At 64.5% G+C, this 21,171-nt stretch carries 20 protein-coding genes; 13 read left to right on the top strand and 7 right to left on the bottom strand.

Annotated elements, in window-relative coordinates; genetic code table 11:
• Nucleotides 1-149 precede the first annotated feature (149 nt).
• The 7 genes from HSDC_RS09365 to map all read right to left on the bottom strand — a co-directional run bounded on the left by HSDC_RS09365 (nt 150) and on the right by map (nt 7,977).
• Nucleotides 150-536, bottom strand: coding sequence for a hypothetical protein (locus tag HSDC_RS09365; RefSeq protein WP_064699659.1), 387 nt, complete (start codon nt 534-536; stop codon nt 150-152).
• Between the two features lie 13 nt (nt 537-549).
• Nucleotides 550-1,725 carry a succinyl-diaminopimelate desuccinylase gene (dapE, locus tag HSDC_RS09360; protein WP_064699658.1) on the bottom strand — a complete coding sequence of 392 codons (1,176 nt, stop codon included), beginning with the start codon at nt 1,723-1,725 and terminating at the stop codon, nt 550-552.
• Between the two features lie 50 nt (nt 1,726-1,775).
• Nucleotides 1,776-2,801, bottom strand: coding sequence for a 2,3,4,5-tetrahydropyridine-2,6-dicarboxylate N-succinyltransferase (dapD, locus tag HSDC_RS09355; RefSeq protein WP_064699657.1), 1,026 nt, complete (start codon nt 2,799-2,801; stop codon nt 1,776-1,778).
• A 36-nt stretch (nt 2,802-2,837) separates the two neighbouring features.
• A complete protein-coding gene (locus HSDC_RS09350; protein ID WP_064699656.1) occupies nt 2,838-3,176 on the bottom strand; it encodes a Spx/MgsR family RNA polymerase-binding regulatory protein in 339 nt (112 codons plus the stop codon).
• The gene (gene dapC, locus HSDC_RS09345; RefSeq protein ID WP_064699655.1) at nt 3,173-4,390 is read right to left on the bottom strand and encodes a succinyldiaminopimelate transaminase; all 1,218 of its coding nucleotides are present in this window, start codon (nt 4,388-4,390) and stop codon (nt 3,173-3,175) included. Before dapC ends, HSDC_RS09350 begins: the two co-directional genes overlap by 4 nt.
• A 103-nt stretch (nt 4,391-4,493) precedes the next feature.
• Nucleotides 4,494-7,175 carry a [protein-PII] uridylyltransferase gene (locus HSDC_RS09340; protein ID WP_064699654.1) on the bottom strand — a complete coding sequence of 894 codons (2,682 nt, stop codon included), beginning with the start codon at nt 7,173-7,175 and terminating at the stop codon, nt 4,494-4,496.
• Between the two features lie 10 nt (nt 7,176-7,185).
• A complete protein-coding gene (gene map / locus HSDC_RS09335; RefSeq protein ID WP_064699653.1) occupies nt 7,186-7,977 on the bottom strand; it encodes a type I methionyl aminopeptidase in 792 nt (263 codons plus the stop codon).
• Nucleotides 7,978-8,274: 297 nt separating this feature from the next.
• On the opposite strand from map, the gene rpsB reads away from it, so the two are divergent.
• The 13 genes from rpsB (at nt 8,275) to lpxA (ending at nt 21,158) form a co-directional block, all read left to right on the top strand.
• Nucleotides 8,275-9,021: a 30S ribosomal protein S2 gene (gene rpsB, locus HSDC_RS09330; protein WP_064699652.1), complete on the top strand. Its 747-nt coding sequence runs from the start codon at nt 8,275-8,277 to the stop codon at nt 9,019-9,021.
• A 168-nt stretch (nt 9,022-9,189) separates the two neighbouring features.
• Nucleotides 9,190-10,065, top strand: coding sequence for a translation elongation factor Ts (gene tsf / locus HSDC_RS09325; RefSeq protein ID WP_064699651.1), 876 nt, complete (start codon nt 9,190-9,192; stop codon nt 10,063-10,065).
• A 111-nt stretch (nt 10,066-10,176) separates the two neighbouring features.
• The gene (pyrH, locus tag HSDC_RS09320; protein ID WP_064699650.1) at nt 10,177-10,944 is read left to right on the top strand and encodes a UMP kinase; all 768 of its coding nucleotides are present in this window, start codon (nt 10,177-10,179) and stop codon (nt 10,942-10,944) included.
• 4 nt (nt 10,945-10,948) lie between these two features.
• Nucleotides 10,949-11,506 (top strand): ribosome recycling factor, encoded by a 558-nt coding sequence (gene frr, locus HSDC_RS09315; protein WP_064699791.1) that lies wholly within the window; start codon nt 10,949-10,951, stop codon nt 11,504-11,506.
• A gap of 71 nt (nt 11,507-11,577) precedes the next feature.
• Entirely contained in the window at nt 11,578-12,345 is a 768-nt protein-coding gene (gene uppS, locus HSDC_RS09310) for a polyprenyl diphosphate synthase (RefSeq protein ID WP_244534431.1), read from the top strand.
• On the top strand, nt 12,338-13,138 hold the full coding sequence (locus tag HSDC_RS09305) for a phosphatidate cytidylyltransferase (RefSeq protein ID WP_064699648.1): 801 nt from the start codon (nt 12,338-12,340) through the stop codon (nt 13,136-13,138). Before uppS ends, HSDC_RS09305 begins: the two co-directional genes overlap by 8 nt.
• Before the next feature lie 2 nt (nt 13,139-13,140).
• Nucleotides 13,141-14,331, top strand: a complete 1,191-nt coding sequence (gene ispC / locus HSDC_RS09300; RefSeq protein WP_064699647.1) for a 1-deoxy-D-xylulose-5-phosphate reductoisomerase — start codon at nt 13,141-13,143, stop codon at nt 14,329-14,331.
• Nucleotides 14,332-14,461: 130 nt separating this feature from the next.
• Entirely contained in the window at nt 14,462-15,820 is a 1,359-nt protein-coding gene (gene rseP, locus HSDC_RS09295; protein ID WP_064699646.1) for a sigma E protease regulator RseP, read from the top strand.
• A gap of 88 nt (nt 15,821-15,908) precedes the next feature.
• Nucleotides 15,909-18,251 (top strand): outer membrane protein assembly factor BamA, encoded by a 2,343-nt coding sequence (gene bamA, locus HSDC_RS09290; RefSeq protein WP_369691728.1) that lies wholly within the window; start codon nt 15,909-15,911, stop codon nt 18,249-18,251.
• Nucleotides 18,252-18,282: 31 nt separating this feature from the next.
• Nucleotides 18,283-18,777: an OmpH/Skp family outer membrane protein gene (locus tag HSDC_RS09285; RefSeq protein WP_064699645.1), complete on the top strand. Its 495-nt coding sequence runs from the start codon at nt 18,283-18,285 to the stop codon at nt 18,775-18,777.
• Nucleotides 18,778-18,807: 30 nt separating this feature from the next.
• Nucleotides 18,808-19,845: a UDP-3-O-(3-hydroxymyristoyl)glucosamine N-acyltransferase gene (lpxD, locus tag HSDC_RS09280; RefSeq protein WP_064699644.1), complete on the top strand. Its 1,038-nt coding sequence runs from the start codon at nt 18,808-18,810 to the stop codon at nt 19,843-19,845.
• Between the two features lie 105 nt (nt 19,846-19,950).
• Nucleotides 19,951-20,394, top strand: a complete 444-nt coding sequence (gene fabZ, locus HSDC_RS09275; protein WP_064699643.1) for a 3-hydroxyacyl-ACP dehydratase FabZ — start codon at nt 19,951-19,953, stop codon at nt 20,392-20,394.
• On the top strand, nt 20,391-21,158 hold the full coding sequence (gene lpxA, locus HSDC_RS09270; protein WP_064699642.1) for an acyl-ACP--UDP-N-acetylglucosamine O-acyltransferase: 768 nt from the start codon (nt 20,391-20,393) through the stop codon (nt 21,156-21,158). Before fabZ ends, lpxA begins: the two co-directional genes overlap by 4 nt.
• Nucleotides 21,159-21,171 lie beyond the last annotated feature (13 nt).

Below are 21,171 nucleotides of genomic sequence, written 5' to 3'. Positions count from 1 at the left end.
CAGCTAGCAAACTCCGCTCTCTCGACGACCTTCCGCCTTGTCTGATCTTCGTTCGGCGCGGTTTGTCTTCCACCTGAACCAGCGTTGCTGAAAGAGGGGGAGAAATATCTTCCCTCTTTTTTGCTTTCTTTCCTTCCCCTTCTTCCCTCTTACTGCCCTGAATCCGGCCAGTCGATGGTCGCTTCCTGGCCATCGGGCAGGACCTGGAGGAAGCGGTCCGGATCGTCGCCGGGCTGCCAGCCGCCAAGGGAGCAGCGGACCTCGCAGCCAAGCTTGCTCGCCGCCTCGCGAGCGCAGTCGCTATCCGTCGTCCAGGGCGTGTCGGGGCTGTCGAACCACAGGCTGGCGAAGCCGTCGGCGGCCTTGACGACGAGCAGGATAGCGATGGCATGGCCGTCATGCTGGGCCTGTGTGCGCCAGCGGTGCTTGCCGGCCGAGGCCAGGGGCGGGGCGCCGAGGGCATGGCCCAGCCAGGCATTCAGTGCCTCGAGGTCGGCATTGGCCAGGTAAATCTCGATATCGGGATACGCTTCCATGACTACCTCCGGCTCAGGACCGTGATGCGCCGTTGATGAACAGGCGAGCGAGCACGGCCTCGTAGATCCGGCTCAGATCGTCGAGGTCGGCGGCCCTGACGCGTTCGTCTACCTTGTGGATGGTGGCGTTCAGGGGGCCCAGCTCGACCACCTGGCTGCCGAGGGTGGCGATGAAGCGACCATCCGAGGTGCCACCGGAGGTGGAAAGCTCGGGCCGACGTGACATGACGTCCTCGACGCTGGCCAGAGCGGCATCCACCAGCTCGCCCTCGGCGGTCAGGAAAGGTTCGCCGTTGAGGGTCCAGTCGATGTGGAAGTCCAGGCCGTGTGCCTCGAGGATGGCTTCGGTGCGCTGACGCAGCGCCTCGTGCGTGACCTCGGTGGAGTAGCGGAAGTTGAAGGTCGCTTCCACATCGCCGGGAATCACGTTGGTGGCTCCGGTGCCGGCGCGCAGGTTGGAGATCTGGAAGCTGGTGGCCGGGAAGAAGGCGTTGCCACCGTCCCAGTGCTCGCGCACCAGAGCGTCCAGCGCCGGTACGACCTGGTGGATGGGGTTGCGGGCCAGGTGAGGGTAGGCCACGTGGCCCTGGATACCACGAACATGCAGCACGCCGCCGAGCGAGCCGCGACGGCCGTTCTTGATGACGTCGCCCAGCTGCTCGGTGGAGGAGGGCTCGCCGACGATGCAGTAATCCAGGCGGTCGTGAGACTCGCGCAGGTGCTCGACCACCGCGCGGGTGCCATCCACGGCCGGGCCTTCCTCGTCGGAGGTGATCAGAAAGGCGATACGGCCGGGATGATCCGGGTGCTCGGTGACGAAGCGCTCCACGGCAGTGAGCATGGCGGCCAGGCTACCCTTCATGTCTGCCGCGCCGCGTCCGCACAGCATGCCGTCGTCGTCGATGCGGGGCTCGAAGGGCGGATATTGCCAGTGTACCTCGGGGCCGCTGGGTACCACGTCGGTATGGCCGGCGAATGCCAGTACCGGGCCATGATGGCCGTGCACGGCCCAGAAGTTCTCGACATCGCCGAACGGCAGTCGCTCGATCTGGAAGCCGAGGCGAGCGAGTCGCTCGATCATCAGTGCCTGACATCCCTGATCATCGGGGGTGACGGAGGGACGTCGCATGAGCTCCATGGCGAGTTCGAGCGTGGGGGACAGGGTCTTGGCGGTCTCGGATGAGGTCATGCGGGATTCCGGCGGGCCGGCCCCGGGCGCGTCAGCGCCCGGGGAGCGACTCAGTTGTGGGCGTGTAGCGCTTCGTTCAGGGCGATGGCGCTCTTGTTGGTCAGGCACTCGATGCGGCCGTTCAGGGAGTTGCGACGCAGCAGCAGGTCGTCCTGGCCGGCCAGCTCGCGTGCCGCCACAGAGCGGACCTCCTTGCCCTGGTCGTCGAGCAGGGTGACCTTGGCGCCGGCGGTGATGTAGAGCCCGGCTTCGACCGTGCAGCGATCCCCCAGCGGGATGCCGATGCCGGCGTTGGCGCCGATCAGGCAACCTTCACCGACCTTGATGACGATGTTGCCGCCGCCGGACAGGGTGCCCATGGTGGAGCAGCCGCCGCCAAGGTCGGAGCCCTTGCCGACCACCACGCCGGCGGAGATCCGACCCTCGACCATGCCGGGACCTTCGGCACCGGCGTTGAAGTTGACGAAACCTTCGTGCATCACCGTGGTGCCTTCGCCGAGGTAGGCGCCGAGGCGCACCCGGGCGGTATCGCCGATGCGCACGCCACTGGGGACCACGTAGTCGGTCATCTTGGGGAACTTGTCGACGCAGTCCACCGAGAGGGTGCGCCCCTCGAGACGGGCCTTGAGACGCCGTGCCGGCAACTCCTCGATGTCGATAGGGCCTTCGTTGGTCCAGGCGATGTTGCGCAGCAGCCCGAACATCCCGGTCAGGTCGGTGCCATGTGGCTTGACCAGGCGATGAGAAAGCAGATGCAGCTTGAGATAGACCTCAGGCGCGCTCTGAGGCGCGTCGTCCTCGGCGATGAAGGTGGCGACCAACGGCCGTTGGCTGGCGGCCAGGGATTCGGCGAGCTCGGCCTGGGCCTCGTGGCCAGCGGCCTTGAATGCCTCGGCAAGCTCGGCGCAGTGTTCCGGCAGGAAACTGACAGCGGCGTTGCCGGCGGGGGCATCGAGCACCTTGGCGGCGGCTTCGACCAGGCTGGCATCGGGGTTCAGCAGGGGCGCCGGATAATAGATTTCCAGCCAGTCGCCCTGAGTGTTCTGGGTGCCGATTCCGAGTGCAAAGCTGAGCATGTGGGGTCCTCTCGAATGAAGAGGCGCCGGAGCGCCTTACAGATTGTCGTAGTCGCCATCGCGGAAGCCGACGAGAATATCGTCGCCGGTGTCCAGCAGCGGGCGCTTGAGCAGAGTGGGGTTGGCCAGCATCAACTCGCGGGCCTTGTTGGCATCGATGTCGGCCTTGTCGGCGTCGTCGAGCTGCCGCCAGGTGGTGCTGCGCTTGTTGAGCAGGGTCATGACCGGCACGTGCTCGAGGATGTGCTCGAGCAATGGGGCGGAAAGGCCATCCTCGCGCAGATCATGGGTCTGGAAGGGAATGCCCTTGCCTTCGAGAGCCTTGCGGGCGCGGCGGCAGGTATCGCAGTTCTTGATCATCATCAGCGTCATCATGGACTCGTCTCCCATCCGACGGTTTGTTCGATCAGGTGGCGCATGCGCTGCGCCGCTTGTGTGGTGGCGTCGAGGTCATCGACCAGGGCCAGGCGCACTCGACCGGCGCCAGGGTTGTGGCCGTCGGTGCCAGGCCGGCCCATGTAGCTGCCCGGCAGCACGCTGACGTGCTGCTCGGCATAGAGTGCTCGGGTGAAGGCTTCGTCATCGCCACCGGGCACCGCCGGCCAGAGATAGAAGCTGGCCTCAGGCGAGGGAAAGTCCATCACCGGAGCGAGGATCTCGGTGACGGCGGCGAACTTCTCCCGATAGGCATCGCGGTTGGCGCGAACGTGCGTCTCGTCGCGCCAGGCGGCGATGGAGGCGCGTTGCAGCGGCAGCGACATGGCACAGCCATGGTAGGTGCGATAGCGGCGGAAGGCCGAGATCAGATCGCTGTCGCCGGCCACGAACCCTGAGCGCAGTCCCGGCAGGTTGGAGCGCTTGGAGAGCGAATGGAAAACCAGGCAGCGCCGATAGTCATGGCGCCCGAGACGCGCGCAGGCCTGCAGAAGTCCTGGCGGCGGGGCGGATTCGTCCAGGTAGAGTTCCGAGTAGCACTCGTCGGCGGCGACGATGAAGTCATGTTCGTCCGCCAGCCGGATCAGGCGCTCGAGCTCCTCGAGCGGGGTCACCGCGCCGGTGGGATTGCCCGGCGAGCAGACGAAGACGATCTGTACCTCGCGCCATGTCTCGGCCGAGACGGCTTCCAGGTCCGGTCGGAAGTCGTGCTCGGCACGGCAGTCCAGGGTGAGCGTCGTGCCGCCGGCCAGCAGAGTGGCGCCCTCGTAGATCTGGTAGAAGGGATTGGGTACGGCGACTCGGGCTGGGCGTGTCCGGTCCAAGGCTGCCTGAACGAAGGCAAAGATCGCCTCCCGCGTGCCGTTGACCGGCAGTACCTGATGGTCGGGGTCGAGGGCGTCGAGCTCGAAACGCCGGCACGCCCAGTCGGCAATGGCCTCGCGTAGCTCGGCGAGGCCTCCGGTGGCCGGGTAGCTGGCCATCTCATGACGGTGATCGACGAGGGCTCGCAGTGCGCCATCGAAGGGGGCATGGCGAGGCTCTCCGATGGTCAGCGGGATAGGGGGAAGCGACTCGGGCGGTGCAATGCCGGCCTTGAGGGCGGCGAGTCGCTCGAACGGATAGGGCTGGAGCGCGTCGAGGTCGGGATTCATGAGTGTCCAGTCGGAGCCTTGATCGGCGTCGTTGTGTTGTTTCGCGTCGCGCGGGCAGGAGGTCGATTATAGGGAAGCCCCGGTAGGGCCTCAAACGCGCCGGTCAGCCTCGCACGTCGAGCACCTCGATCAGGCGCTCGCGCAGGCGACGCTGACGCTCGGGATCGATGAGCGGCGCTCCGGCCTTGTCGGTGATGAAGAAGACGTCCTCGACGCGCTCGCCCAGGGTGGCGATCTTGGCCGCCGAGAGCGCGATGTCCTGCTCCATGAAAATACGACCGACGCGCGCCAGCAGCCCGGGGCGGTCCGGGGCGGTCAGCTCGAGCAGGGTGCGTTCGTTGGCCGGGTCCTGCCGGATGATGACCTCGGTGGGTACGCGAAAATGCTTGAGTTGCCTCGGTGTGTGTCGGGTGACGATCTGCGGGTAGTCGTCGGGATCGTCGAGCTCTTCCACCAGGTGGCGGCGAATTTCCTCCAGCCGGCCGGGCTCGCGAATGGCATGGCCATGATCGTCGAGGACGATGAAGGTGTTGAGGGTCCAGTTGTTGCTCGAGGTGGCGATGCGGGCGTCGTGGATCGACAGCCCCAGTTGTTCCATGGCCGCCGAGGTGGCAGCGAAAAGATCGTCCACCGAGCGGGTATGTATGAAGACCTTGGTGCCGCCTTCGGCCATGTCGGCAGTGGGGGCGCTGAGCAGGATCAGCGGCAGTTCGCTACCGTCGTGGGCGAGGATGCCCTGGGTCTGCCAGGCAATCTCGCTGGGGGCGTACTGCAGGAAGTAGTCCTCGCCCAGCGAGGCCCACAGACGGTCCACCCGCGCCATGTCGGCCCCGACCGTGGTCAGCAGGGAGTGGGCCTCGTCGCGTGTCTCACGCACCGAGTCGTCGCGTTCCATGGGGTTCTCGAGACCGCGACGCAGGGCGCGCCGGGTTTCGCCATGGAGCTGGCGAAGCAGGGAGGCGCGCCAGCCGTTCCACAGTGTCGGGTTGGTGGCATTGATGTCGGCCACCGTCAGCACGTAGAGGTAGTCGAGCCGTGTCTCGTCGCCGACGCTGCGGGCGAAGTCGCTGATGACTTCGGGATCGGTGATGTCGCGCTTCTGGGCCACCATGGACATCAGCAGGTGATTTTCGACCAGCCAGCTCACCAGGCGGGTATCGCGCTCCGAAAGGTCGTGCTCCCAGGCGAAGGCCTCGACGTCCCGGGCGCCGATCAGGGAATGGTCTCCGCCGCGTCCTTTGCCGATGTCGTGGAACAGGCCGGCGATCCACAGCAGGTCCAGTCGGGGCAGTTGCTGGACCAGGTCGGCGGCGACGGGGAAGTTCTCACGCGCCTCGGGCTTGCGGAAACCATGGATGCACTTCAGCAGTCGCAGGGTATGGGCGTCCACGGTGTAGATGTGGAAGAGATCGTGCTGCATCAGTCCGACCGCCTGCCCGAAGACCGGCAGGTACTTGCCGAGCACGCCGTAGCGGTTCATGCGCCGGAGCTGACGGGCCACGTTGCCCCTGGAGCGCAGCAGCGCCATGAACAGGCGCTTGTGGTGAGGGTCGGCTCGGTAGCGGTCGTCGATCAGATGGCGATGATCGCGGATCAGGCGAATGGTGTCGGCACGCACGCCCTCGATCTCGGGATGTTCGGCCATCAACAGGAAGAGCTCGAGCAGTGCCGAGGGAGATTCCTGAAACAGCGTCCGTGAGCGGGCCTGGATGTAGCCGCCCTTGATCTCGAAGCGCTCGTTGAGAGGCACGGTCTCGAGCGACTCGCCGCCACGCAGGATGGCTTCGTCGAAGTGCTGCAGCAGCATGTCGTTGAGCCTGGCGAGCGCGGTGACGTGCCGGTAGTAGCGTTTCATGAACTGTTCGACGGCCAGACGTTCCGGCGTATCGTGGTAGCCGAACAGTTCAGCGATGGTGCGCTGGTGGTCGAACAGGAGCCGGTCCTCGGCGCGTACGCTGAGCATGTGCAGTGCATAGCGCACCTGCCAGAGGAAGGCCTGGCCCTGGCTGAGGATGTGCAGTTCGGCATCGTTCATGAAGCCGTGGGCCACCAGATCTTCGTAGCGCTGGGTGGCGAAATGGCGCTTGGCCACCCAGCCGATCATCTGGATATCGCGCAGCCCGCCCGGGGAGCTCTTGATGTTGGGCTCCAGGTGGTACTCGGAGTTGTTGAAGCGATAGTGGCGGCTGATCTGCTCCTGCCACTTGGCCTCGAAGAAATGGTCCGCCGGCCACAACCGTTCCGGTGACAGACGGTGCTGCATGGCCTCGCGCAGCCGTTCGGGGCCGGCCAGGGTGCGGGACTCGATCAGGTTGGTGATCACCGTGACATCGGCGGCGGCCTCGTGGGAGCAGTCCGAGAGCGAGCGCACGCTGTGGCCGATCTCCAGGCCAATGTCCCACAGGAAGGTGATGAAAGCGGTCAGGGGTTCGCGGTAGGGGGTGTCGTCGTCCCGTTCGAGCAGCAGCAGTAGGTCGATGTCCGAATGGGGGTGCAGTTCGCCCCGGCCATAGCCGCCCACGGCCAGCAGGGCGATGCCGTCGTCGGGCCAGTCATGCTGCTCCCAGGCGATCGCCAGCAGGCGATCCAGGCAGTGGGCGCGCCCATGCACCAGGTCGCGAATGTCGGCGCCGGCGCGGAAGCGTTCGTCGAGCCGTGCCTGGATCTCGCCCAGCGCGGCCTTGAAGGGCGCGATGGGCGAGCGGCTGCCGCCGAGCTCGGTACGGAACTTCTCGATGTCGAACAGCGTCTCGTCGGGCTCGAAACGGTAGTGGTGGAGCAGCATGATGGCCGGCTCAGCGGTCGAGGAACGAGAGGTCTTCGTCGCGACGAGCGGTGAGGACCTCCACGCCGTTGGCGGTGACCAGCAGGGTGTGCTCCCACTGGGCGGTGAGTCCCTTGTCCTTGGTCACGGCGGTCCAGCCATCCCGGAGAACCTTGGTGCGATGATCGCCGACGTTGATCATCGGCTCGATGGTGAAACACATGCCTTCCGCGAGGGTGATATCCGCCTCGGGGGCATAGCCATCGTAGTGGAGGATCTGCGGCTCCTCATGGAAACCGGCACCGATGCCGTGCCCGCAGAAGTCGCGCACCACCGAATAGCCGTTGGCCTCGGCGTGCTGCTCGATGACCCGGGCGAGGGTCGAGAGCCGCACGCCCGGGCGAACCTCGGCGATGCTCTTGTACAGACACTCCTGGGTGACGCGCGACAGCCGCTCGCCCTGGATGGTCTCGCCGATGATGAACATCATGCTGGAATCGCCGTGATAGCCGTCGGCGGTCTTCACCGTGATGTCGATGTTCATGATGTCGCCTTTCTTCAGCTTCTTGGCGTCATCGGGAATGCCGTGGCAGACCACGTGATTGATCGAGGTACAGATCGACTTGGGAAAGCCGTGGTAGTTCAACGGGGCAGGGGTGGAGCCCAGCTCGTTGACGATATAGTCGTGGCAACGCCGGTCGAGTTCGCCGGTGCTGACACCGGCCTGCACGTGAGGGGTGATCATTTCCAGCACACTGGCGGCCTGTCGGCCCGCCTCGCGCATCTTCTCGATCTCGTCGGGCGTCTTGATGGGTACGTTCATGGAAGCTCGGATTCAGGGGTGGCATCGCCGCCGATCAACGCGTCGGTCACGGTGGAGGCGCGTCGGCGACTTCATCTCGAAGGTAATCCATGGTATAAAGCTGCGCGCCTTCCTGCAATCGCCGATCCCGTTCGTCCCCAAGGTGTCGGGCGGAGGTACGGTCGGAAGGTGTGAATGCAAATGCAACGCCTTGAAAACACACATGCACCGGCACATGGTCCCGGGTGCCGTCGGCGCGACCGGCGGTCGGATCCATGGGGTGCATGGAGGCCTAACCCGATTTTTCAGGAGTCATCCATGGCACACGTCAATATGCGTGACCTGCTGAAGGCAGGCGCTCACTTCGGTCACCAGACCCGTTACTGGAACCCGAAGATGGGCAAGTACATCTTCGGCGCACGTAACAAGATTCACATCATCAACCTCGAGCATACCCTTCCGGCCCTGAACGAGGCCATCGATGTGGTCGAGAAGATGGCGGCCGCGAACAACAAGATCCTGTTCGTGGGCACCAAGCGCAGCGCCAGCAAGATCATCAAGGAAGAGGCCAATCGCGTCGGCCAGCCGTTCGTCAACCATCGCTGGCTGGGCGGCATGCTGACCAACTTCAAGACGATTCGTCAGTCCATCAAGCGCCTGCGCGAACTCGAGTCCATGCACGAGGATGGCACCTTCGAGAAGTTGACCAAGAAGGAAGTGCTGATGGCGACTCGCGAGCAGGACAAGCTCGAGCGTTCCATCGGTGGTATCAAGAACATGGGTGGTCTGCCCGATGCGCTGTTCGTGATCGACGTCGACCATGAGCGGATCGCCATCAACGAGGCGAACAAGCTGGGCATTCCGGTCATCGGCGTGGTGGATACCAACTCCGATCCGGATGGCGTCGACTACGTGATCCCGGGCAACGATGACTCCATCCGCGCCATTCAGATCTACGTCAAGGCCGTCGCCGACGCCTGCGCCCGTGCGAAGGAAGGTCGTCCCGACGAATTCGTCGAGGTCACCGAGGAAAGCGCTGGCGACGACGCCGCCGCTGCCGAGTGATCGAGGGCCCGGCAGGGCCGTGAATATCGCGCCGCTTGCCGGCGATCCGTCGCCGTGACGGTGCAAGGGGGCTCCGGCCCCCTTGCTTGCGCCCCGGGGCGGAAACGGGATGCGCCGGGCCTTGCCCGGCCCCCATCTTCCAGGTCGAACCATTCAGAGGACACTACCATGGCAGCTATCAGCGCCTCTCAGGTCAAGGAACTGCGCGAGCGTACCGGGCTCGGCATGATGGAGTGCAAGAAGGCACTCACCGAAGCCGGTGGCGACATCGACACCGCCATCGAGAACCTGCGCAAGAACTCCGGTCTCAAGGCCGCCAAGAAGGCCGGTCGTACCGCCGCCGAAGGCGCCATCGTCACCCGCGTCGCGGAAGACGGCAGCTATGGCGTGATGGTCGAGATCAACTCCGAGACCGACTTCGTGGCTCGTGACGACAACTTCACCGCGTTCGCCGACAAGGTGGCCGATGCCTTCTTCGCCGCCAAGAGCGAAGACGTCGCCGCCATCATGGAAGGTGAGCTGGAGGCTGATCGCGAGCAGCTGGTACAGAAGATCGGCGAGAACATCGGCGTGCGCCGCAGTGTGGTCGTCGAAGCGGCATCCCAGGGTGGCAGCCTGGTCGGCGCCTATGTCCATGGCGGCCGTATCGGCGTGCTGACCGTGCTCAACGGCGGCAATGACGAGACCGCCAAGGATGTGGCCATGCACGTCGCAGCACTCAACCCGACCGTCGCACTTCCCGAGAACATGCCTCAGGAAAAGCTGGACGCCGAGAAAGCGATCATCCTGGCTCAGCCGGACATGGCCGGCAAGCCGGAGCAGATCGCCGAGAAGATGGTCCAGGGCCGTCTGAAGAAGTACCTGGCCGAGAACAGCTTGACCGAACAGGCCTTCGTCAAGGATCCGAACCAGACCGTCGCTGAGTATGTCAAGGCTGCCGGTGGCGAAGTGGTCAGCTTCACCCGCTTCGAGGTGGGCGAGGGCATCGAGAAGGAAGAAGTCGATTTTGCCCAGGAAGTGATGGAACAGGCCAAGCGTAGCTGAGGTCAGAGGTTCCAGCATGACGATGGCGTGCGCGATGGCGCACGCCATCGCGTATCCGGTCGGTGTATCCGGCCACCCACGTCCATTCGCCGAGTTCCGGGAGATCCACGCATGAGCAGTGCCGAGCAAACCGCTTCAGCCAAGTCCGACAAGCCCCGCGCCGACGTCTCGAAGTACAAGCGCATCCTGCTCAAGCTTTCCGGCGAGGCCCTGACCGGCGACGCCGAGTTCGGCATCGATCCCAAGGTGCTGGACCGCATGGCCCTGGAGATCGGGCAGCTGGTCGGTATCGGGGTTCAGGTCGGCATCGTGGTCGGCGGTGGTAACCTGTTCCGTGGCGCCGCCTTGCATGAAGCCGGCATGGAGCGTGTCACCGGCGACCACATGGGCATGCTGGCCACGGTCATGAATGCCCTGGCCATGCGTGATGCCCTCGAGCGCTCCAACATCCGTTCGCGCGTGATGTCGGCGATTCCCATGAGCGGTGTGGTGGAACATTATGATCGTCGGACGGCCATCCGCTACCTGACATCCGGCGATGTGGTGATCTTCTCCGCGGGAACGGGCAATCCCTTCTTCACCACCGATTCTGCGGCCTGTCTGCGCGGGATCGAGATCGATGCCGATGTCGTGGTCAAGGCCACCAAGGTGGACGGTGTCTACGACAAGGACCCGGTCCGGCACCCCGATGCGGTCAAGTACGAACAGCTTTCCTATGATGACGCGCTGGACCAGAAGCTCGGTGTCATGGATTTGACCGCCATCTGCCTGGTGCGGGACCATGACATGCCGGTTCGCGTGTTCAACATGAACAAGTCTGGGGCGCTGCTGAACCTGGTGGTGGGCGGCAGGGAAGGCACGCTGATTGATAGAGGGTGACATCGTGATTGACGATATCAAGAAGGATGCGGAAAGCCGCATGAAGAAGAGCCTCGACGCTCTTCACCACAACTTCAACAAGATCCGCACCGGTCGGGCTCACCCGAGCATCCTGGATGCGGTGACCGTTGAGTATTACGGCAGCCAGATGCCGATCAACCAGGTGGCATCGGTCAATGTCGAGGACGCCAGGACCCTGACCGTGGTTCCCTGGGAGCAGAGCATGGTGCCGAAGGTGGAAAAGGCCATCATGACGGCCGAGCTGGGCCTCAATCCGGCCAGCGCCGGCAACGTCATCCGGGTGCCGATGCCGATGCTCACCGAGGAAACCCGCAAGGGCTACATCAAGCAGGCGCGCCAGGAAGCCGAAAATGCTCGGGTGGCAGTGCGCAATGTGCGTCGCGATGCCAACCATGAGCTCAAGGCGATGCTCAAGGACAAGGAAATCACCGAGGACGATCAACGTCAGGGTGAGGACGAGATTCAGAAACTCACCGACAAGATCGTCGGAGAGATCGACAAGGCACTGGAGTCCAAGGAGCATGACCTGATGCAGGTCTGAGGGCGTGGCGGTGCCTTGCAAGGGCGCCGCCGCCACCGCACGCTTGTATTCCATTCGCCATGCGAGACATCATGACGTCACCGCAGTCCCTTCATCTCCCGCTCTCCGGGGACGCCCCCCTGCCACGTCACGTGGCCATCATCATGGACGGCAACAATCGCTGGGCCAAGGCGCATGGCCTGTCCGGCGTGCGTGGCCATCATGCCGGTGTCGAGGCCGTGCGCGCCGTCATCCGCCGAGCCGCCGAGCGGGGCGTGGGCACCCTGACGCTCTTTGCCTTCTCCAGCGAGAACTGGCGGCGGCCGGCCACCGAGGTCCAGGCTTTGATGGAGCTGTTCCTGATGGCGCTCAAGCGTGAAGTCAAGAAGCTTCACGAGCATGACATCCGCCTGTCGGTCATCGGGGAGCGCGAAGGATTCTCGTCGACGATCCAGAAGCATATCGAGGCGGCGGAGGCCTTGACCGCCGACAATACCGGACTGCACCTGGTGGTCGCCGCCAACTACGGCGGTCGCTGGGATGTCACGCGGGCCGCACGGCGGCTCGGGGAACGTGTCAGTGCCGGTGAGCTGGATCCGAGTCACATCGATGAGTCGGCCATGGAAACGGAGCTGTGCCTCGGCGATGCTCCGCCGGTGGATCTATGCATTCGCACCAGTGGCGAGTGTCGCATCTCCAACTTTCTGCTGTGGCAGATGGCCTACGCCGAACTCTATTTCACACCGGTGCTGTGGCCCGACTTCGGGGGCGAAGCCTTCGACGAGGCCCTGGCGGATTTCGCCGGTCGGCAGCGGCGCTTCGGCATGACCGATGAACAGGTCGAGGCGCAAGGTGCTTAGACAACGTGTCATCACCGCTGCCTGGCTGGCACCGCTGACCTTGGCGGGTCTGTTTGGCCTCGAGGGCATCGCCTTCGCGCTGTTCACGGCATTCGTGGTGCTGCTGGCCGGTTGGGAGTGGACCCGGCTGGCCGGCCTGACGTCGCTGCGCTGCCGTGGGCTGGCGATCGCCGGCCTGGGAGTTGCCCTCTTGTTGCTCGGCCTGGTGGGCGCCACCCATGCCGTCTGGCCGCTGTATCTCGGTGCCGCGGGTTGGCTGCTCAATCTCTACTGGGTGACGGGCTATCCAGCACGCCTGGCGCAGTGGCGTTCCACTGGCGTGCGGCTGGCCATGGGCGCCTGGGTGCTCCTGCCGACCTGGGTGGGCTTCAATGTGCTGCGCGAAAGCGGGGCGGTCTGGCTGCTGTTCGTGCTGCTCCTGGTCTGGGGCGCCGATATCGGTGCCTATTTCGTCGGGCGGGCGTTGGGGCGGCGTAAGCTGGCCCCGAGCGTCAGTCCCGGTAAATCCTGGGAAGGCGTGGCGGGTGGCGTGCTGGTCAGCTCGTTGCTGGCGGTGGCATTCGCCATCTGGCAGGGCCTGGGAGCGGTCGGCGGCCTGGGGCTGCTTGCCGTGACGATCATCGTGACCCTGGCTTCCGTGCTGGGCGATCTGCTGGAAAGCATGCTCAAGCGCCATCAGGGCCTGAAGGACTCCAGTCAGCTGTTGCCCGGCCATGGCGGTGTTCTGGATCGCATCGATAGCCTAACCGCTGCCGTGCCCTTGTTTGCCCTGCTGCACCTGGGAGTCTCCTGACCATGTCCAACGCCTCGCCGCTTGCCGTCACCGTGCTGGGGGCTACCGGTTCCATCGGGACCAGCACCCTCGATGTCATCGCCCGCCACCCGAGCCGCTATCGGATTCATGCACTGTCGGCGAACCGGGCCCGGCATCGTCTCCTGGAGCAGTGCAGGGCGCACCGGCCACGGCTGGCCGTGCTGGAACGGGAAGAGGACGCCGCCTGGTTGCGTGAACAGCTCGCCGACGCAAGGCTGGATACCGAGGTGCGCGCCGGTGCCGAGGCGCTGGTCGAGATCAGCGAGGCGCGCGAGGTCGATGTGGTGATGGCCGCCATTGTCGGGGCCGCCGGCCTGCTGCCGACCCTGGCGGCGGTGCGGGCCGGCAAGCGGGTCCTGCTGGCCAACAAGGAAGCCTTGGTGATGTCGGGGGGGCTGTTCATGGAAGCGGTGGCCCGCTCCGGGGCCACCTTGTTGCCCATCGATTCCGAACACAATGCCATTTATCAGTGTCTACCCACCGAGCATCGCGGAGGGCTGGCGCAACATGGCGTCACGCAACTCTTGCTGACGGCCTCCGGTGGCCCTTTCCGTGGCTGGAGTGTGGCGCGACTGGCAGACGTGACGCCCGAGCAGGCCTGTGCCCATCCCAACTGGTCGATGGGACGCAAGATCTCGGTCGACAGCGCCACTCTGATGAACAAGGGGCTCGAGTTGATCGAGGCATGCTGGTTGTTCGACGCGCGCCCGGACCAGGTGCAGGTCGTGGTGCACCCGCAGAGCGTGATCCACTCCATGGCCGCCTACAACGACGGCTCGGTGATCGCCCAGTTGGGGAATCCCGACATGCGGACGCCGATCGCCCACGGGCTGGCCTGGCCGGAGCGCATCGAGTCCGGCGTGCAGGCACTGGACCTGTTCGACGTGGCGCGCCTCGACTTCGAGCGGCCCGATGAAGCGGCGTTTCCTTGCCTGCGTCTGGCCCGTGAGGCCATTGCTGCCGGCGGGACGGCGCCGGCGGTGCTCAATGCGGCCAATGAGGTTGCCGTCGAGGCCTTTCTCGATGGACAACTGGGCTTTGCCGGAATTGGCGAGCTGGTGGCGCGAGTTCGGGATATCTGCCCGGTGGAGCCGGCCAGTGAACTCGGTGGCATCCTCGAGGCTGATGAACGGGCGCGACGTGAAGCGCGGGAGTGGCTGGCATGCCGTTGATGCCACTGTCTGACCGCCTGGCCGGTGCGTGCCCTTGTCATGTCGGTGGATTCCGGCGCCGGAAGGGCGCCGTCGGTAATCCGAGAGATCGGGATGATTGCCTGGGCTGCCAGGCTGACAGGAGACTGCCGTGGGCCTGATCCAGAATGTGCTGGCCGTGATCGTGGTGCTCGGCCTGTTGATCACTTTCCATGAATTCGGCCACTTCTGGGTCGCGCGCCGCTGTGGCGTCAAGGTACTGCGTTTTTCGGTCGGGTTCGGCAAGCCGTTGTGGTCGCGCTACGACCGTCATGGGACCGAATTCGCCGTGGCGGCGATTCCCCTGGGCGGCTATGTCAAGATGCTCGACGAGCGCGAGGGGCCGGTGCCACCCGAGGAGCGGCACCGTGCGTTCAATCACAAGAACGTCTGGCAGCGTATCGCCATCGTGGCTGCCGGCCCCTTGGCCAATTTTCTGCTGGCGCTGGTCGCCTACTGGGCGCTGTTCGTCGTTGGCACCACGACCGTGGTTCCGGTGATCGGCGAGGTGACGCCCGGCTCGCCGGCTGCCGAGGGCGGGCTTGCGACCGGCCAGGAGATCACAGCGATCGAAGGCGAGGCCGTGCGCTCCTGGGAAGAGGTCAACCTCGAGCTGGTCTCGGTGATCGGCGCCAGTGGCGACTTGACCGTCGCCGCTCGGGATGAGGGTGACAGTGTCGCCCGCGAGCATCGCCTGCCCGTGCAGGATTGGCTGGTGCGCCAGGACCCGCCCCGTCCGCTGGAGACGCTGGGTATTGCGCCCTGGCGTCCCGAGGTGCCGGCGGTGATCGATCGCCTTGCCGATGGCGAACCGGCCGCTGAGGCCGGCCTGGCGAGCGGCGACAAGATCCTGTCGCTCGACGGCCAACCGGTGGATTCCTGGTCGCACTTCGTCGAGCAAGTGCAGGCCCGCCCTGGGGAGCGCCTCGACATCGAGGTGGCGCGCGATGGCGAGACGCTGACATTACCCCTGACACCGCGGGCCAGGGAGCAGGAGGATGGCACGCGCGTCGGTTATATCGGCGCCGGCGTGGCACCGGTCGCCTGGCCGGAGGAATATCGCCGTGATATCCGTTACGGCCCTCTGGCGGCATTGGGGCAGGCGGCGAATCGCACCGGCGACATGACGTTGTTGACCCTGGATGCCATCCGCAAGATGCTGGTGGGACTCATCTCTCCCTCCAATCTTTCCGGTCCCATCACCATCGCGCGTATCGCTGGCGACTCGGCGCGTTCCGGGATGGAAAGTTTCGTCAGCTTCCTGGCCTATCTGTCGATCAGCCTGGGAGTACTCAACCTGTTGCCCATTCCGGTGCTGGATGGTGGGCATCTGCTCTACTACATCGTCGAGGTGGTACGTGGCCGGCCCGTCTCCGAACGTGCACAGGCCCTCGGTCTGCGGATCGGATTGGCCCTGGTCGGGACCCTGATGCTGATGGCGCTGTATTTCGACCTGATGCGGCTCTGGTAAAACCGCGCTGCGGCTTGTCAGTTGCCCGTACAAATGTATAAGGTGCCTGTCTGGACAGGTAGGCAGATCAACGCGAGCGAATGACTGCATGAAGATCAAGACCATCGGAATGGCGGCGCTGCTGCTTGCCGGTGCCAATACGGCACAGGCCGAATCCTTTGAAGTTTCCGACATCCGGGTGGAAGGCCTGCAGCGGGTCTCGGCCGCTTCGGTGTTCAATGCCTTTCCTGTCAGCGCCCGGGAGCGGGTCGATGACCGCGAGCTGGCGGAGGCAGCGCGCGACCTGTTCGCGACCGGGCTCTTCGACGACATTCACCTGGCACGCGAAGGCGATGTGCTGATCATCCAGGTGGAAGAGCGGCCGACCATCTCCCGCCTCAACATCGAGGGCAACCAGCAGATCCAGGACGAGGACCTGCGGAATGGGTTGAGTCAGGCCGGGCTGGTCGAAGGCCAGGTCCTGCAGCTTTCCACTCTCGAGGAGATCCAGCGTGAGCTGGCCGGGCTCTATCAGTCCCAGGGGCGCTACAACGCCACCATCGATACCGAGGTCGAGCAGGTCGGCGCGGGGCAGGTGCAGGTCAACATCGACATCGATGAGGGCGATGTGACCAAGATCCGCCAGATCAATATCGTCGGCAACGAAGCCTTCGACGACGAGACGCTGCGCGATGTCTTCGAGCTGGAGGATCAGCCCGGCTGGTTCTTCGGCTGGTTCACCAACGATTCCTATTCCCGTGAGGCATTGTCCGGGGACCTGGAACGTCTGCGTTCCTTCTATATGGATCGTGGCTACGTCAACTTCGACATCGATTCCACCCAGGTCTCCGTGGCGCCGGACAAGTCGCGGATCTTCATCACCATCAACGTCAATGAAGGCAAACGGTACCGAGTGGGCGACGTTCGCTTCGCCGGTGACTTGCGCATCCCCGAGGACGAGGCGCGGGAGTTGCTTCAGGTCCAGAGCGGCGAGGTCTTCTCGCGCAGCGATGCCATTGCCTCTTCCGAGGCGATCCGCTCGCGGCTGGGGGCCGAAGGCTTCGCCTTCGCCAATGTCGACAGCATTCCCGAAGTCAGCAACGACGGTGAGACGGTGGACCTGACCTTCCAGGTGGAGCCGGGACGTCGTGCCTATGTGCGACGCATCGAGTTCGTCGGCAACACCACCACCCAGGACGAAGTGCTGCGTCGCGAAATGATCCAGATGGAGGGGGCGCCGGCCTCCACCGAGTCGATCAGCCAGTCCCGCCAGCGTCTGGAGCGTCTGGGCTTCTTCAAGCAGGTCGAGGTGCAGACCGAGCCGGTGCCGGGCGCCAATGACCAGTTGGATGTCACCTACGAGGTCGAGGAGCAGCCTTCCGGCTCGATCTCCGCAAGCCTCGGCTTCTCCCAGAGCGCCGGGGTGATCTACGGTGCCTCGCTGTCCCAGAACAACTTCCTGGGGACCGGTAATCGCGTGAATATCGGTGCGCAGAAGAGTGACACCTACACCAACGTCAACTTCGGCTTCACCGACCCCTACTGGACCCTCGACGGCATCTCGCGCGGTTACAATCTGTACTACCGCGAGACCGATTATGAAGATTCCGACATCTCGACCTACTCGACGGATGCGCTGGGGGCCGGCATCAACTTCGGCTACCCGATCAACGAGCTGACCCGCCTCAACTTCGGGGCGACCGTCGAGGACCTCACGGTCAAGACCTACCGGGATACGCCTTCCGAGATCGAACGCTATGTCCAGGATGAGGGCGATCATGCCCAGGCGTTGAAGCTGTCCGCGAGTTGGACACGCAACGAGCTCAACCGGGGCATCATGCCCACCGCGGGCAACTATCAGCGTCTGTCGCTGGAGGCGTCGGCGCCGGGCAGCGATGCCGAGTACTACAAGGCACGGGCCCAGGCGCGCCACTTCTTCCCGCTCAACGAGGAGCAGACCTGGTCGCTCAAGTTCCGTGGCGAGGTCGGCTACGCCGATACTCTGGGAGGCGACGACCCTTATCCGTTCTACGAGAACTATCTGGCCGGTGGCCTGGGGTCGGTGCGTGGTTTCACCACCAATACGCTGGGCACGGCGACCACGGAGCGCAATCAGGGCGATGACAAGACGCTCGGCGGGAACGTGCTGGTCGAGGGCAGTGCCGAACTCATCTTCCCCATGCCCTTCGTCGATGACAAGCGTTCGGTACAGCCGTCGGTCTTCGTGGATGCCGGTAACACCTTCCTCACCGAGTGCTACCCGGTTCTGGAGGGAGACAGCTCCCAGTGTGATTCCGGCGTCGATCTTGGCGAGCTGCGTTACAGTGTCGGTGTCGGTGTCTCCTGGTTGACGCCAGTGGGGCCGCTGACCTTCAGCCTGGCCGAGCCGATCAACGACAAGAGCGGCGACGATACCCAGTTCTTCCAGTTCTCGCTGGGTCAGACCTTCTGATCCCCGAGGCACGACACAAGGAGTCGATGACATGCGCAAGCTGACTGCTGCTCTGTGCCTCGGGGCGATGGGGATCTTCGGATCCCTGCAGGTCCAGGCCGCCGATGTGGCCATGCTCGATTGGCAAAAGGCGCTGCTCGAGACCGATGCCGCCCAGCGTGCGATGAATCAGTTCCGCAACGGCATTCATGCCAAGCAGCAGGAAGCCGAGTCGCTGGGGCAATCCCTGCAGGCGATGCAGCAGAAGTTCCAGGATGGCGGGCAACCGAGCCCGGAAGAGCAACAGGCATTTCGGGACAAGGGGCAGCGTTTCGAGCAACTGCGCCAGGAAATCCTCCAGGCGCGCCAGGAGGCGGAACAGCGCTTCATGGAGGGCGCCAAGCCCAAGCTCGACCGGGCCATTCAACAAGTCATCGATCGTCACGATGTCCAAGTACTGGTGGCTCCGCAGGGGGTGGTGCATGCCGAGGGCGACCTCCCCGACCTCACCGGTGAGGTAACCGAGCTACTCAACTCGCTCAACTGACCGGGCCCAGCCTGCCAGAACCGGAATTCCATGAACCAAGACGCCCACTCCCTGACACTCACCGAGATTGCCGCACGCCTTGGAGCTGAGCTCCGAGGCGACGGTACCCAGCGGGTGAGTGGCCTGGCAACGTTGCGTGATGCCGGGCCGGAGCACATCACTTTCCTGGCCAATCGGGCCTATCTCAAGGATCTGGCGGACACTCGGGCCGCTGCCGTACTGCTTCATCCCAGCCATGCGGCAACCTGTCCGGTGGCCAGCCTGACGCTGGACAATCCCTATCTCGGCTATGCCGAGCTGTCACGGCTGTTCGACCCGCTGGCTAACCGCGAGTCGGGTGGCGTGCATCCCACGGCGGTGGTCGCCGAAACCGCCCGACTGGGCGAGGGGGTGAGCATTGGTCCCCAGGCGGTCATCGAGTCCGGCGTGAGCCTCGGTGACGGGGTGATCGTCGGGCCAGGGAGCGTGATCGGCGCCGATACTCGAGTCGGCGCCCATTCCCGGTTGCATGCCAATGTCACGCTCTATCACGGAGTGATCGTCGGCGCACGGGCCATACTGCACAGCGGCTGCGTGATCGGAGGTGATGGGTTCGGCTTCGCTCACGATGGCCGGGAATGGCACAAGATCGCCCAACTGGGCGGTGTGGTGCTCGGCGATGATGTCGAGATCGGCAGCTGTTCGAGTATCGACCGAGGTGCTCTCGGCGATACCGTGATCGGCGACGACGTCAAGATTGATAGTCAGGTGCAGATCGCGCACAACGTGCAGATCGGCGAGCACAGTGCCCTGGCCGGTTGCGTCGGCATCGCCGGCTCCACGCGAGTCGGACGTCACTGCATGCTGGGCGGCGGCGTCGGGCTGTCGGGCCACCTGACGATCTGTGACGGCGTACAGGTTACCGGCATGAGCCTGGTCACCAATTCCATCCATGAGCCGGGGATCTATTCCTCGGGTACCGGTGCGATGGACAACGCTCAGTGGCGGCGCAACGCCGTGCGCTTCAAGCAACTGGACGATATCGCGCGACGCTTGAGCCGCCTGGAAAAAGCCGGGCGTGACGCTTGAGGCCGTGTTGCGGGGCGGTATAATCCCCGCCCTCCCGTCGGCCTGGAGCCGATGGTCATGCCCGTCGCGTGGGGCGGGCCACCTGTCATGTCAGAGGTCGCTACGATGGTAATGGACATCAATGAAATTCGTGAATATCTGCCCCACCGCTACCCCTTTCTGCTGGTGGACAGGGTGACGGAACTTGCCCTTGGCGAATCCATCGTTGCCTACAAGAATGTCAGCATCAACGAGCCGTTCTTTAACGGCCATTTCCCGCATCACCCGATCATGCCGGGTGTGCTGGTGATCGAGGCGATGGCCCAGGCATGCGGTATTCTCGGATTCAAGACTGTGAACAAGCTGCCGGCCGATGGCTATGTGTATTATCTGGTCGGCAGTGACAATGTTCGCTTCAAGCGCCCGGTGATGCCCGGTGACCAGTTGCGCCTGGAGGCACTGGTGGAACGCGAGAAGCGGGGTATCTGGAAGTTTGCCTGCAAGGCCACCGTGGACGGCGATGTGGCGTGCGAGGCCGAGATCATCTGTGCCGAGAGGAAGGTCGCTTGATTCATCCCACCGCCATCGTCGACCCCGGAGCTCGCCTGGCCGATGACGTCGAGGTCGGTCCCTTCTCGGTGATCGGCCCGGATGTCGAGATCGGCGCCGGTTCCCGTATCGGGCCTCATGTCGTGCTCAAGGGCCCCACGGTACTCGGCGAACGTACGCGCATCTTTCAGTTCGCCTCGGTCGGCGAGGACTGTCAGGACAAGAAATATGCGGGCGAGCCGACCCGCCTGGTCATGGGCGATGACAACGTGGTGCGCGAAGGCGTCACCCTGCATCGCGGTACTGTCCAGGATCGGGGGGAGACGACCATCGGCTCGCGTAACCTGTTCATGGCCTATGCCCACGTCGGGCATGACTGCGTGATCGGCGATGACTGCATCCTGGCCAACCAGGTCACCCTGGCCGGTCATGTGACGCTGGGCAATTTCTCCATACTCGGTGGTCTGTCGGCCGTGCACCAGTTCTGTCATTTCGGCGAGCATGCCATGGCGGGCGGAGGCTCGATCATCACCAAGGACACCCCGGCCTACGTGATGATCAACGGCAATCCCGCCCAGGTTCACGGCCTCAACCTGGTGGGGCTGCGGCGCCGCGGGTTCAGCAACGAGTCGCTCAAGGCGCTGGGCGATGCCTATCGCCTGGTTTACCGCCAGGGGCTGACCGTCGAACAGGCGCTGACCACTATACGTTCGCGCTATTCCCTGCCGGAGACCGAGACCTTCGCGGCCTCCATCGAAGCGTCGTCACGGGGCATCATTCGCTGAGCGAGGCGGTGCC

This window comes from Halomonas caseinilytica, from assembly GCF_001662285.1.
GTDB classification, from domain to species: Bacteria; Pseudomonadota; Gammaproteobacteria; order Pseudomonadales; family Halomonadaceae; genus Halomonas; species Halomonas caseinilytica.
Note: the sequence above shows the minus strand (reverse complement) of the source record. Positions and strands in the feature narration are given on the sequence as shown.